The 13,197-nt window shown below is 69.1% G+C and carries 12 protein-coding genes; 6 read left to right on the top strand and 6 right to left on the bottom strand.

The features are described 5' to 3' along the window. Nucleotides 1-54 precede the first annotated feature (54 nt). The 3 genes from ACGTNG_RS01490 to ACGTNG_RS01480 form a co-directional block, all read right to left on the bottom strand. Nucleotides 55-2,475 carry a DUF3772 domain-containing protein gene (locus ACGTNG_RS01490; RefSeq protein ID WP_394575056.1) on the bottom strand — a complete coding sequence of 807 codons (2,421 nt, stop codon included), beginning with the start codon at nucleotides 2,473-2,475 and terminating at the stop codon, nucleotides 55-57. Between the two features lie 203 nt (nucleotides 2,476-2,678). Then, the gene (locus ACGTNG_RS01485) at nucleotides 2,679-3,605 is read right to left on the bottom strand and encodes a LysO family transporter (RefSeq protein ID WP_394575055.1); all 927 of its coding nucleotides are present in this window, start codon (nucleotides 3,603-3,605) and stop codon (nucleotides 2,679-2,681) included. Nucleotides 3,606-3,688: 83 nt separating this feature from the next. Further along, nucleotides 3,689-4,357 (bottom strand): hypothetical protein, encoded by a 669-nt coding sequence (locus tag ACGTNG_RS01480; RefSeq protein ID WP_394575054.1) that lies wholly within the window; start codon nucleotides 4,355-4,357, stop codon nucleotides 3,689-3,691. Nucleotides 4,358-4,543: 186 nt separating this feature from the next. Between ACGTNG_RS01480 and ACGTNG_RS01475 the strand changes: the two genes are divergently transcribed. From ACGTNG_RS01475 to ACGTNG_RS01465, 3 genes are all read left to right on the top strand, one after another. Further along, on the top strand, nucleotides 4,544-5,104 hold the full coding sequence (locus ACGTNG_RS01475) for a DJ-1/PfpI family protein (RefSeq protein ID WP_394575053.1): 561 nt from the start codon (nucleotides 4,544-4,546) through the stop codon (nucleotides 5,102-5,104). 52 nt (nucleotides 5,105-5,156) lie between these two features. Next, nucleotides 5,157-5,789 (top strand): TetR/AcrR family transcriptional regulator, encoded by a 633-nt coding sequence (locus tag ACGTNG_RS01470; protein WP_394575052.1) that lies wholly within the window; start codon nucleotides 5,157-5,159, stop codon nucleotides 5,787-5,789. A gap of 126 nt (nucleotides 5,790-5,915) precedes the next feature. Then, a complete protein-coding gene (locus ACGTNG_RS01465) occupies nucleotides 5,916-6,653 on the top strand; it encodes an SDR family oxidoreductase (protein WP_394575051.1) in 738 nt (245 codons plus the stop codon). Nucleotides 6,654-6,872: 219 nt separating this feature from the next. Here the strand turns inward: ACGTNG_RS01465 and ACGTNG_RS01460 are convergent, their stop codons facing one another. The 3 genes from ACGTNG_RS01460 to ACGTNG_RS01450 all read right to left on the bottom strand — a co-directional run bounded on the left by ACGTNG_RS01460 (nucleotide 6,873) and on the right by ACGTNG_RS01450 (nucleotide 9,826). Further along, a complete protein-coding gene (locus tag ACGTNG_RS01460) occupies nucleotides 6,873-8,219 on the bottom strand; it encodes a nicotinate phosphoribosyltransferase (protein WP_394575050.1) in 1,347 nt (448 codons plus the stop codon). Continuing rightward, on the bottom strand, nucleotides 8,216-8,782 hold the full coding sequence (locus ACGTNG_RS01455) for a nicotinamidase (RefSeq protein ID WP_394575049.1): 567 nt from the start codon (nucleotides 8,780-8,782) through the stop codon (nucleotides 8,216-8,218). The genes ACGTNG_RS01460 and ACGTNG_RS01455 overlap by 4 nt, the downstream gene beginning before the upstream one ends. Nucleotides 8,783-8,878: 96 nt before the next feature. Beyond that, entirely contained in the window at nucleotides 8,879-9,826 is a 948-nt protein-coding gene (locus ACGTNG_RS01450; RefSeq protein ID WP_394575048.1) for a 2-hydroxyacid dehydrogenase, read from the bottom strand. A gap of 445 nt (nucleotides 9,827-10,271) precedes the next feature. Between ACGTNG_RS01450 and doeA the strand changes: the two genes are divergently transcribed. The 3 genes from doeA (at nucleotide 10,272) to ACGTNG_RS01435 (ending at nucleotide 13,129) form a co-directional block, all read left to right on the top strand. Next, the gene (gene doeA / locus ACGTNG_RS01445) at nucleotides 10,272-11,471 is read left to right on the top strand and encodes an ectoine hydrolase DoeA (protein WP_394575047.1); all 1,200 of its coding nucleotides are present in this window, start codon (nucleotides 10,272-10,274) and stop codon (nucleotides 11,469-11,471) included. A gap of 174 nt (nucleotides 11,472-11,645) precedes the next feature. Next, nucleotides 11,646-12,659, top strand: coding sequence for a N(2)-acetyl-L-2,4-diaminobutanoate deacetylase DoeB (doeB, locus tag ACGTNG_RS01440; RefSeq protein ID WP_394575046.1), 1,014 nt, complete (start codon nucleotides 11,646-11,648; stop codon nucleotides 12,657-12,659). Continuing rightward, nucleotides 12,656-13,129 (top strand): Lrp/AsnC family transcriptional regulator, encoded by a 474-nt coding sequence (locus tag ACGTNG_RS01435; protein WP_394575045.1) that lies wholly within the window; start codon nucleotides 12,656-12,658, stop codon nucleotides 13,127-13,129. The genes doeB and ACGTNG_RS01435 overlap by 4 nt, the downstream gene beginning before the upstream one ends. Nucleotides 13,130-13,197 lie beyond the last annotated feature (68 nt).

Below are 13,197 nucleotides of genomic sequence, written 5' to 3'. Positions count from 1 at the left end.
CCGGGCAAGAAGTGTGCAGAGAGTGTGCACTCTCGTCGGCCGCGGTGAGCGGCGTCAGCCGTCGGCCGATCCGGCCTGGCGGGGGGGCTCGGCGCCGCTCTGCTCGCCGTGCCGGCCCGCGAGCGCGGCCAGCAGCGGCTCGAGCCCCTGGAGATGGACGTCGCGCTGGGGGAACGGGATGCCGATGCCGGCCTCCTCCAGCGCGCCATAGACGGCGAACAGCAGGTCCGACCGGACGCTGAGCAGGTCGCCGATGTCCTTCAGGAAGCAGCGCAGCTCGAAATCGAGCGAGTTCTCGCCGAGCCCCATGAACAGCACGGCGGGGGCCGGGGTGGCCAGCACCGACGGCTGGGTCTGGGCGGCCTCCAGCAGAATGGTACGGGTGCGCTCGAGGTCGCTGCCGTAGGCGACGCCGACCGGCAGCACGAGACGACCGACCTGGGAGGTCAGGGTCATGTTCTTGACGGTCTCGGCGATCAGCGCCGAGTTCGGCACGATCACATCGTGGCGATCGAAGGTCTCGATGCGGGTGGAGCGGACGGCGATCTTGCGAACGTGGCCGGAATGGCCCGCGACTTCGATCCAGTCGCCCTCCTTGATGGGGCGCTCGATCAGCAGGATGATCCCCGAGACGAAGTTCGAGACGATGGCCTGCAGGCCGAAGCCGATCCCCACCGACAGCGCGCCGGCCACCACGGCCAGGCTGGCGAGGTTCAGCCCCGCCGTGGACACCGCCGTGAGGGCGGCGATGGTCAGGCCGAGGTAGCCGACGCCGGTGACCAGGGCGATCTGGGCGCCCGGGTCCATGCGCGTGCGCGGCAGCACCGTGACCCTCAGCAGGCGCTGCAGCCACCGCGTGGCCAGCAGCCCCAGGAAGAACACCAGCACCAGGGTGATCAGCACCTCCAGCGAGAGTCGCGTGTCGCCGAGCTGTACGCCTTCCGTCAGCAGCCGCCAGATCTCGGCGATATCCGAGGGGCGGGCGCCCCAGGTCAGCGCCAGCAGGGGTGCCAGGGCCAGGCCGAGCAGGAAGACGGTGCCGATGGGAATGAGCCCGAAGCCGCTCGACTGGGACAGGGTATCCGGCTCCAGGGTGTCCTCGAGGGTGCGAATCACGAGGAAATAGACGCCCAGCGCGATGCCGATCAGCCCCATCGACACGGCCATCGGCACCATGGCCAGGCGCGCCAGGTTGTCATAGCCGCTGATCACGAAGAGCACGCCCAGCACGGCCGCGATCCTCAGCAGGCGCCCGAGCAGGCCGAGCAGCCCCTTGCCGGACGGCGGGGCTTGTTGGGACGGGTCTTCCGCCTGCTCGGGGTCGGCGGCGTCCGGGGCCGGCTGGCGGAGCCGTCCGAGACGCCAGAACAGCAGGCCGCCCATCAGGATGAGTGGCGTGGAGAGCACGCCGACGGTGGCCGGCGTCAGGGGATAGGCCTGCTCGAGGGTGGTCAGCGCGATCTCCAGCGCGACGAAGACGCCGAGGCCTTGGCTGATCCGGAGTCCGGCCATCGCCTGGGCGTCATCCAGGGGCAGCGGCCTCTGGAGGGCCAGGTTGGGGCGGAAGATGAGATGCCCCAGGACATGGCCCAGCACGATGCAGATGGCCAAGGCCGGCAGGGCTTCGGCCAATGGACGGATGGCGTCCGTCGTGACGTCAGCGATGCGCACCACGCCGATCAGGGCGGCGGCCGCGGCGGAGGGGATGAGCAACCGCGCCAGGCTGTTCAGCGACGAGAGGGCCCAGCGCTTCGGGCGAGAGTCCGTCAGCGGGATGCGTGTCTCGAGACGACGGGTCACCAGCGGCTGGAGCCAGAACAGCAGTGCCAGGGCCAGCCCGGGTAGTACCAGGGCCGCCGGCAGGATGCGCCTCAGGTGCTCCCGGACGCCGGGCTCCTCGAGTCGATCCTTAAGTTCGCTGTCGATTTGGGCACCATAGTCGCCGAGCTCTTCCAGCGCCTGCAGCCAGTGGCCGGGGACCAGCGGTGAGGGGTTGCGGACCAGCAGCTCCTGGGTGATCTGCTCTCGGATCAGATCGTCGGTCTCTTCGATCAGCAGGTTGGCGCGTTCGTAGGACTCCTCCGCCGCGACGATCGGCGCCTTGGCCCTGGCCAGGGCCTTGCTCAACTCGGCTCGGCGGCTGGCCAACTCCTCGGATTCCGTCACGCCCTCCTCCGGCGGTGGGCCCAGGGAGTTCAGCTGGGCCTCCAGGGCGCGGATCCCGATCCCGGGCTCCTGCATCATGCGAAAGGCCTCGTCGCGCTGCTTGGCCAGGCGGGCGCGGACGTTCTCCAGCAGCGACGTGGAAGCGTTGCGCTCGTCGAGGAGCTCCTCCGCCAGGGCGGCGGTACGCTCCCAGGTCGTGAAGGGTTCGTCGGGAAGCTCGGGCTCCTGGGCCGTCGCCGACAGGGCCGTCGTCAAAAGGATCAGGGCGACCGTCAGCCACAGGGCGGCCAGCAGCCGGAGTGGGGCCATCCGGGGGCGTCGCCCACGGCGCAGGAGTGAGAGCGTCGTCATCGCGTGAGGTTGCGGCATCCCGTCGCCTCGTGAGGGGGTAGGCAGGCGCGCACCGGTGGCCGCGACTCGCGAGCGGGTCTCGGGGCGTCCCCGATAGCGTAGGCGACGGTCCGGCCGGCGGCGAGGGCGCGGGCCAACGGCCGGGCGCCGGCCGTCGGGGGCTAGAGCGTCAGCAGGAAGAGGATCAGCGGGGGCGAGAGCAGCGAGAGGATGAAGCCCGAGACCACGGCGACCGGCACGCAGGCGACACCGCCGTGCTGCTGGATCACCGGCAGGGTGAAGTCCATGGAGGTGGCGCCGCCGTAGCCGATGGCGAGCGCCGCATGGCGGCGGATCACCAGCGGTATCAGCACGAAGGCGGCGAGCTCCCGGGCCAGGTCGTTGAAGAAGGCCACGCCGCCCAGCAGCGGACCGAGCTGATCGCCGATCAGGATGCCGGAGAGCGAATACCAGCCGAAGCCGGCCGCCATGGCGAGTCCCTCGTTCCAGGCGAGGTCCAGCAGCGGGGCGGCGAGCAGGCCGCCGATCAGCGAGCTTCCGGCCAGCGTCAGGGCGATGGCCAGCCCGAAGCGGTTGAGCAGGATCTGGCGCAGCGGCATGCCGGAGTTGCGCAGCTGACAGCCGATCAGCGCCAGCAGCGCGTAGAGCACCCACTCCGCCAGGCGCTCGGCGAGGGCGAACAGGCCGCTGCCGGTCAGCCACTCCAGCAGCAGGCCGATCACCACGCCGGCCACCACCACGGCCACCAGGGTCAGCGAGCCGAGCATGGCGGCGAACTTGCTGGTGGGCGCCCCGGCCACCACCGCCGAGGTGCCGGCGGTGAGGCCCAGCCGTCGTGACAGCCACCACAGCGCCGTCAGGTTGCAGGTCGAGATCACCGCGAACAGCAGCAGCGCCTGGCTGCCCAGGCGCGAGAGCTGGCCGCCGAGATCGTCCAGGCCAGCGAGGCTCACGCCCATCAGCAGCAGGATCACGTAGATCGCGGCGTTGACGCCGTGGTTGATGGGGGCCATCCAGCGGGGATCGCGGACCCGGACCAGGTAGCCCAGGACCAGGGGCAACAGCACGATCAGCAGGCCACTCAGCATCGAGATTCCCTTCTCGTCGGGGCCGCCGGCGGCGACCAAAAGCCGCCCACTCTAGTCAATTTCCCTGCGGGGAGGAAGCGCGTTCAGCGCGGGGGGAGGTCGAGCTCGGTCAGCGACAGGCGGCTGCGCCGCTCGCCGTCGCGGTGGTACTCCATGGCGAGCAGCAGGCCGGGCACACCGGGATGGAAGCTGAAGCGCAGCCGGCGATCCGGTTCGTCGGGTTCGACGACCTCCACGCGTACCGCCTCGAACTCCCCGGCCGGCAGCGAGAGGGCGGTGCGCGGCAGCAGTCGGTACTCGACCAGCGTCTCGCGACCGCGATGGTCGAGGTAGCGCAGCCGGCAGGGGGCGGCGCACCGCGCGGCCGTGGCGCGACGCGACAGTTCGAACAGCGCGGCCTGGCGGTCGGGCAGCCGGGCCAGGGCCTCACGGTCGAGGGCGTAGCGCTTGCCGACCCCCAGCAGGGAGTAGCCGCTGGCGTAGTGCAGCGAGCGCACGGCCCCGTCGGCGAGGAAGCGGCTGCGCTCGCGGCCCTGGGCCAGCGTGATGTCGGCGCGCATGTCGCTCAGCCACTGGGTCCCATCGCGGGAGAGGCGATGCTCGATGGTGGCGTTCGGCCAGCCGTCGACCTCGAGGTGATAGCGGGCATCGAAGGGGCGCGGCTCGGCGGCGAACACGCCGCTGCCGGCCAGCAACAGAAAGGGCAGCAGCACAAGCAGCTGGGCGCGGCGACATCGCGGCAGTGAGGGCATGTTGACGCTCCAGGGCGTTCGGTCGGCAGGGATGAGAGTCCAGGCGAGCCGCGGGGTTCCCGAGGCGAGCGCCAATGCGCCTCGGCGGTGCCCGGCGGGGCTGCTAGGCTTGCCGTGAAGGCGGCGTCTGCCGCATCACTGACCGCGAGCTTACGTCCGCGGGCTCACGCTAACGAGGAGACTCCCATGGCCAGACTCTTGCTGATCGCCGGCGATTACGTCGAGGACTACGAGATCATGGTGCCCTTCCAGGCCCTGCAGGCCATGGGGCACACGGTCGATGCCGTCTGTCCCGACAAGCGCGAGGGCGACAAGGTGCGCACCGCCATTCACGACTTCGAGGGGGATCAGACCTATTCTGAGAAGCCGGGCCACGACTTCGTCCTCAATGCCACCTTCGCCGAGGTGAGTGCCGATGACTACGACGGCCTGGTGGTGCCCGGCGGCCGCGCCCCGGAGTACCTGCGCCTCGATGAACGCGTGCTGGAGCTGGTGCGTCACTTCTTCGAATACGACAAGCCGACGGCGGCCATCTGCCACGGCGCCCAGCTGCTGGCGGCGGCGGTGCCCCTCGAGGGCTTTCGCGTCTCGGCCTATCCCGCCTGCGCGCCGGAGGTGCGCCTGGCCGGCGGCGACTTCGCCGAGATCGCGGTCGATCAGGCCGTCACCAGTGGTATGCTGGTCTCCGCTCCGGCCTGGCCCGCCCACCCGGCCTGGTTGAAGCAGTTCGCTGCCCTGCTGGACTGATAGAGCCCGGTGGGGTTTGACGCCACTAGACGACTGGTCTATTCTCCTCCGCATGAAGACGCAAGCCACCCGTGACAAGCTGATCCAGATCGGCGCCGAACTGATCGCCGAGCAGGGCTTCAACGCCACCGGCATCAACGCGGTGCTGAGCCGTGCGGGGGTCCCCAAGGGCTCCTTCTATCACTACTTCTCGAGCAAGGAAGATTTCGGCCTGGCCGTGATCGATGCCTTCGCCGAGCAGTACGACGACCGCCTGGTGGCGATCCTCCAGGCGCCGGATCAGCCGCCACTGGAGCGCCTGCGCCGCTACTTCGACGCCGGCCGGGCCGACATGCACTCCTGCGATCACGCACGGGGCTGTCTGATCGGCAACCTTGGCCAAGAGCTCTCCTCGCGCAGCGAGGCGTTTCGCGCGCGGCTCGATCAGGTGTTTCGCCAGTGGGAGCGGCACCTGGTGGCGTGCCTCGAGGAGGCCCGGGCGGCGGGCGAGGTGGCCGAGGACCTCGACGTCGAGCGCCTCGCCGGCTTCATCCTGGCCGGCTGGCAGGGCGCCATGCTGCGCGCCAAGACCACCAAGTCCCTGGCGCCCATGGAGGCCTTCGAGCAGGTACTGTTCCACGAGCTGCTGGGCCGTGAGGTGGAATCTCGGGAGATGGCCGCCGGCGCGGCGCCCGAGACGCCCTAGCCCAGCGAGGCCCTCATCCTGGCGCGCGCCAGGATGACGGCCTCACGATTCAAACATTTACCCCGCTTCTAGTAGACTGGTCTATCGAGACCTATTTCGCAGAACGAGTGCACAGGAGTTGCATCGATGTCCGAGATTCAAGGCAAGGTCGTGATCATTACCGGGGCCAGCAGCGGCCTCGGCGAAGCCACCGCCCACCGCCTGGCCAAGGCCGGCGCCAAGCTGGTGCTCGGCGCCCGCCGCGAGGAGCGCCTGCAGGAGCTGCGTGACGCCATCGTCGAGCAGGGCGGCGAGGCGATCTATCGCGTCACCGACGTCACCGAGCGCGACCAGGTCGAGGCCCTGGCCGAGGCCGCGAAGGAGGCCTATGGCCGCATCGACGTGCTGGTCAACAACGCCGGCCTGATGCCGCTGTCGCCGCTCGACCAGCTCAAGGTCGACGAGTGGGAGCAGATGGTCGACGTCAACATCAAGGGGGTGCTCTACGGCGTCGCCGCGGTGCTGCCGACCATGCGCGAGCAGCATGCCGGGCATATCATCAACCTCTCCTCGGTGGCCGGCCACGTGGTCTTCCCCTCCGCCGCCGTCTACTGCGCCACCAAGTACGCGGTCAAGGCGCTCTCCGAGGGCATCCGTCAGGAGGGCGGCGAGGAGATCCGCTCCACCAACATCTCGCCGGGGGCGGTGGCCACCGAGCTCACCTCCACCATCAGCGATGAGGAGACCGCCAAGGGCGTCAACGAGCTCTACGAGATGGCCATCGACGCCGACGCCATCGCCCGGGCGGTCGTCTACGCCATCGAGCAGCCGGCCGATGTCGATGTCAACGAGCTGATCATCCGGCCGACCAAGCAGCCGCTCTGAGCGGTGCGCCCGGCGGGCTCAGCGCCGCCGGGCGATCGGCCATCATGAGCGATCCCCACGAATCAGGGCACGGCGCGAGGCGCCGTGCCCTGGTTTTTTGCGTGAGTGCTTTGCGTAAGTGCTTTGTGTAAGTACTTGCGTAAGCGCCTTGCTTAGGTGCCTGGCGTGGGCTCGTCGATCAGGCGCGTGGCGTGGGGAGCGCCGTGATCCGACCGCCCCTCAGGAGCGCGACTGCAGGCGCTCCAGGCCCGGGCTCAGGGTGACCGGGTAGTCGCTCTTGCCCGTCTCGAGGTGCCTGACGTCCGCCGGGAAGCGGGGCAGGGCGTCGGCGACCCGTTCCCGGGCCGCATCGGCGCGGGCCATCTCGGCCTCGACCAGACGGCCGGCCTTCACCAGCGGGCACAGTAGCGGCTCACCGACCGCGACCGGCTCATCGCGCAGGGCGATCATGTCGCCGAGGTAGCGGCCCTGCTCGTCCCGGCGGCGATACACCTGCTTGGGGCAGGGCAGGTTGATCTTGCCCGGCGAGTGCTTGACGCGCGGCTCGCCGGCGTAGGCCACCAGCTTGTAGGAGAGATCGATCACCGGGGCATCCGCCGAGACCCCCATCTGGGTGCCCACGCCGAAGGCGTCGATGGGCGCCCCGGCCTCGAGCAGCGCCTCGATCTGACTCTCGTCCAGGCCGCTGCTGGCGACGATCTGCACCTCCTCGAAGCCGGCGTCGTCGAGCAGGCGGCGTGAGCCCCGGGCCAGCTCGCCCAGGTCGCCGGAGTCGAGCCGGATGGCCTTCACCGCGAGCGCCGGCTCCTCGCGCATCAGCTCGATCACCTTCTGCACCCCTTCCAGGGTGTCGTGGGTGTCGACCAGCAGGGTGGTGCCAGGATAGTGGCGGGCGAAGGCGCGAAAGGCCTCCCGCTCGCTGTCGTGGGCCAGCACGTAGCTGTGGGCCATGGTGCCGTTGAGGGCCAGGTCGTGGCGCAGGCCGCCGAGCACGTTGCTGGTGCCGGCAAGCCCCGCGGTGCGGTAGGCTCGGACCCCGCGCACCGCGGCATCGATGCCGTGCATGCGGCGCATGCCGAAATCCACCACCGGCCGGCCCCGTGCCGCCATCACGATGCGCACCGCCTTGGACGCCAGCACCGTCTCCAGCTGCACCAGGTTCATCGCCAGGCTCTCGAGGAGCTGGGCCTGGGCGATGGGGGCCTCCACCTCCATCAGCGGTTCGTTGGCGAACACCGGCGTGCCCTCGGGCAGGGTCCAGATATCTCCCTCGAAGCGCCAGTTGGCCAGCCAGTCGAGAAACCCCGCCTCGAAGAGGCCGGTGTCGGCCAGGCGCGAGAGGGCGGTGTCACCGAAGCGAAGCCGGCTGAGTCGCGCGGCGGCGTGCTGCTGACCACAGGCGAGCATGAAGCGACGCTCGGGCGGCAGCCGGCGGAAGAACAGGCTGAAGGTGGCGACCCCGTCCATGGCCTCCTTCCAGTAGGCCTGGGTCATGGTCAGCTGGTAGAGGTCGGTGAGCAGGGCCAGCTCGTCCTCGTCTACCGTCAGCGGGAGCCGTTCGCTCATGGGTGCACCTCGACGCCGGCATCGAGCAGCGCGTTGCGGACGTCGTCAATGGCGTCGGGGTCGACCGCGGCGCTGAGGGCTTCGAGCAGGCGCACCTCGAAACCCTCCCGGCGGGCATCCAGCGCCGTGGCCCTGACGCAGACATCCAGCGCCAGGCCGCACACGGTCACCCGCTCGATGCCCTTTTCGCGCAGATAGCCGGCTAGCCCCGTGCCGTCGAAGGCGGAGTAGGCGTCGGCATCGAAGGCCGTGGCCTTGCTGACCCGCACCGTGTCGGCGGGCAGGGTGAGGTCGGGATGGAAGGCCGCGCCCGGGGTGTCCTGCACGCAGTGCACCGGCCAGGGGCCGCCGCGATGCTCGAAGCTGACATGGTCGACGGGATGCCAGTCCCGCGAGGCGACGACCAGCGCCCCCGCCGCCCGGGCCGCCTCGATCTCGGTGTTGATGGCGGGCACCAGTGCCGCGCCGCCGCTCACGGCGAGGGTGCCGCCCTCGCAGAAGTCGTTCTGCATGTCCACGACGAGCAGCGCGTCGCGGGGCTCATAGTGTTCGTTAACGCTCATCACGCACCTCCAGGGAGGTCGTCGGGTGTCCCTCCACAGGGTAGGGGCTGTGTCGCCGTTGGTGTAGGGCCGGTCGGCCCCGGCCCCGTCAGCCGCTCAATAGCCGGCCTGGGGATCGACGGTATCGATCGGCGCCCCGGCCTCGAAGGCACGCAGCGCCTCGGCCACCTGGTCGAGCGCCTCCGCGAGCGGCGTGGGGCCGGCCATGTGGGGGGTGATCCAGACGCGCGGGTGCGACCAGAGCGGGCTCGCCTCGGGCAGCGGTTCCTCGGGGAAGGCGTCGAGCAGCGCGCCGCGCAGTCGGCCCGTCGCCTCGCCCTCGCCGTCGTCTTCACCCAGGGCGTCGAGCAGCGCGGCCTCGTCGATCAGGCTGCCGCGGCCCGGGTTGATCAGACTCGCCCCCTCGGGCAGCCGCGCCAGGGCGGTCGCATCGATGAGGTGGTGGGTCGAGGGGGTGTCGGGCAGCAGCAGCACCAGGCTCTTCACCCGCTCGAGCAGCGCCTCGAGGCCGGCGTCGTCGTGGTGGCAGGTGATGCCGGGCAGCGACTTGGGCGAGCGGCTCCAGCCATGCACCGGGAAGCCGTCGGCGGCCACCATGGCCGCCACCTTGGCGCCGATGGCGCCCAGCCCCAGCACGCCCACCGGCCAGTCGGCCTTGTCGACCACCGCATGTTCCCGCCACTGGTGGCGCGCCTGCTGGCGACGATAGCGGTCGAAGTCGCGCTGGAAGTGCAGCACGCCGTAGCGCACGTAGTCGCCGATCAGCTCGGCCATGCCGGCATCGCGCAGCTTGACGATCGGCACCCCCTCGGGCAGCCCCGGATTGTTCAGCAGGGCATCGACCCCGGCGCCGAGATTGACGATGCCCTTGAGCGATTCGGGCTCGCCGAGCAGCTCGGCGGAGGGCTTCCACACGGCCAGATAGTCCGCGCGGCGACGCTGCTCGGCCGGCGCCGCGCTGGTGATCACCTCGGCCTCGGGCAGCCGCCGGGCCAGGGCCTCTCGCCACTGATCGGCGTCGTCGATATGGACCAGCACTCGCATGGGACCTCCAGGAGGAAGATGGACGTTGGCCTCCATCTTCCGGGTTTCGCCGACGCGGGAAAAGCCCCGCTCAGGCCGAATGCTCCGAGCCGCGTTCCGTCGCCGTGACCCCTTCGATGATCGCGGTCTCTGGCCGCCGGCCTCTGAGCCATTTGCCATCGATAGGCGGTGCTCCGAGCGAGCATATCCGGTCTGCTGATCCCTTTTGTCCCGGGCGGCGTCACCATGGCCTTCGGGGCGCTCGTGACGCGGGGTCTGCGCCCCCCAAGAAATGCTTGACCGCCTACCATGGGTTGGCAGTAACCTGCTCTTAGATAAGCGATCGACTGCGTGACGCGACCCCGGCCCGTGACCGGGATGTCACTCGGCAGTAACGCGGCACCAGGCCCGGCCTTCTCGACGCAGAGAGGGCCGATTTGTTGATGATGCGATGGCGAGTGGCTTCATGATTCAGGTTTCTCTGCCCTTCACTCGTGAAGAATATGCGACCCGCCTGTGGAAGGTGCGCGCCGAGATGGCCAGCCGCGGTATCGACGTGCTGATCGTCAGCGACCCCTCCAACATGGCCTGGTTGACCGGCTACGACGGCTGGTCCTTCTATGTGCATCAGTGTGTGCTGGTCGGCCTGGAAGGGGAGCCGGTGTGGTATGGCCGGCGGATGGATGCCAATGGGGCCCTGCGTACCTGCTGGATCGACCCGGACAACATCACCTACTACCCGGATTACTACGTCCAGAATCCGGACATGCACCCCATGGACTATCTCGCCCAGACCATCCTGCCTGACCGGGGCTGGCATGAGGGCGTGGTGGGCATGGAGATGGACAACTACTACTTCTCGGCCAAGGCCTACCAGAGCCTGCTGCGAGAGCTGCCTCATGCGCGCTTCATGGACGCCAACTCGCTGGTCAACTGGTGCCGGGCGATCAAGTCGCCCCAGGAGATCGAGTACATGCGGGTGGCGGCGAAGATCGTCGAGGGCATGCACACGCGCATCCTCGAGGTGATCGAGCCGGGCCTGCCCAAGAGCCAGCTGGTCTCGGAGATCTACCGAGTGGCCATCGAGGGCTGGCGCGACGACCAGGGCAAGATCTACGGCGGCGACTACCCCGCCATCGTGCCGATGCTGCCCACCGGCTCGGATGCTGCCGCCCCGCACCTGACCTGGGACGACACGCCGTTCCGCGAGGGCGAGGGCACCTTCTTCGAGATCGCCGGGGTCTTCAAGCGCTATCACGCCCCGATGTCGCGCACCGTCTTCCTGGGCAAGCCGCCCCAGGAGTTCGTGCGCGCCGAATCGGCGCTGCTCGAGGGCATCGAGAACGGCCTGGCGGTGGCCAAGCCCGGCAATCGCACCGCAGACATCGCTATGGCGCTGGGTTCGGCCATGGACAAGTACGGCTTCGACCGCGGCGGCGCCCGCTGCGGCTATCCCATCGGCATCAGCTACCCGCCGGACTGGGGCGAGCGAACCATGAGCCTGCGCCCCTCGGACGAGACCATCCTGCAGCCGGGCATGACCTTCCACTTCATGCCGGGCCTGTGGGAGGACGACTGGGGCCTGGAGATCACCGAGAGCATCCTGATCACCGAGACCGGCTGCGAGACCCTGGCCGACTTTCCTCGTCAATTATTTGTACGCTGATTGCCAGCGGGCATCATCGCAGCGAGTGGCGCCGGGGATAGGCCGTAAGGGAGGTTCGAGGACCAGGGACGGCCGAGGTAGCCCCTAGGGAGGGGTTCATGGCGCCTCCCGAAAGGCCAATCGCCGGATCAGCCGCGAGCGTCTGCTCGCTACTGCCTAACAAGGAGTTTCACCATGACCAAGCGGCCCAGCCCGATTTCCGCCACCGTCGACTTCGATGCCGACGGCGTGCAGCACGGCTTCCTGAAGCTGCCGATCTCCAACGACGAGTCGGCCTGGGGAGCGGTAATGATCCCGATCACCGTGGTCAAGAACGGCGACGGCCCCACGGCGCTGCTGACCGGCGGCAACCACGGCGACGAGTACGAGGGCATCACCGCGCTTATGAAGCTCGCAAGCGCCCTCGAGGCGGACGACGTCCAGGGTCGGGTGATCATAGTGCCGATGATGAACACCCCGGCGGCGATGGCCGGCAAGCGCACCTCAGGGCTCGACGGCGGCAACCTCAACCGCAGCTTCCCGGGCGACCCGGACGGCAGCGTGACCGAGAAGATCGCCGACTACTTCACCCGCGTGATGGTGCCGATGAGCGACGTGGTGCTCGACCTGCACTCCGGCGGTCGCACCCTGGACATCATCCCGTTCGGCGCCTCCCACGTGCTCGAGAACGCCGACCAGCAGCGCCGGGCGCTGGAGGGGGCCAAGGCCTTCGGGGCGCCCTACGCCATGATGATGTTCGAACTCGACGCCGAGGCGCTGTTCGATACCGCGGTGGAGCGTCAAGGCAAGATCTTCGTGGCCACCGAGCTCGGCGGCGGCGGCACCTCCACCCCGGAGAGCCTGGCGATCACCGAGCGGGGCGTGCGTAACTTCCTGATCCAGTACGGGCTGATCGAGGGCCAGGTGGAGATGCCCGCCGAGCCCCAGGTCTACCTCGATATGCCCGATGCCAGCTGCTACGTGCAGAGCGAGCATTCCGGCCTGCTGGAGCTGACCCTGGCGCTGGGCGAGGCGGTGGAGCAGGGCCAGGTGATCGCCCGCGTCTACGACATGACCCGCAGCGGCACGCCGCCGGTGGAGTACCGCGCCGAGCGCAGCGGCATCCTCGCGGCGCGGCGCTTCCCTGCGCAGGTCAACATGGGCGATACCATTGCGGTGATCGCCGAGGTGGTCGAGTCGCTGGCATGAAGCTCGATCGCTACGATCTGAAGATCCTCGAGATCCTCTCTCGCGATGGTCGCATCACCAAGTCGAAGCTGGCCGAGGCGATCAACCTCTCGGTCAGTCCCTGCTGGGAACGGGTGCGACGGCTCGAGAAGGCCGGCATCATCGAGGGCTACGCGGCGCGCATCAACCCCGACGCGCTGGTCAAGCGCACCCCCGTGTGGGTGCAGATCGAGCTCAAGGCCCACAATGCCGAGAGTTTCGCCCGCTTCGAGGCCCTGGTCCACGCCACCCCCGAGGTCACCGAGTGCGTGGCCGTCGGCGGTGGCGTCGACTACCTGATCAAGTTCGAGACCGATTCCATCGATGCCTATCAGCGCCTCATGGATGCCTGGCTGACCGGTGAGGCCGGCATCGAGCGCTACTTCACCTACATCGTCACCAAGGCGGTGAAGCGTCCCTCCCCGGGGTTTCGCCCCGACGATCTCGCCTGAATGGATTCACGCCGACCGCGAAGTCAGCGTTGATGTGATGGCGGTACATGTGTCATAAGCTGGTACTG

Source organism: Halomonas sp. B23F22_3 (assembly GCF_043496965.1).
Taxonomy (GTDB): domain Bacteria; phylum Pseudomonadota; class Gammaproteobacteria; order Pseudomonadales; family Halomonadaceae; genus Halomonas.
Note: the sequence above shows the minus strand (reverse complement) of the source record. Positions and strands in the feature narration are given on the sequence as shown.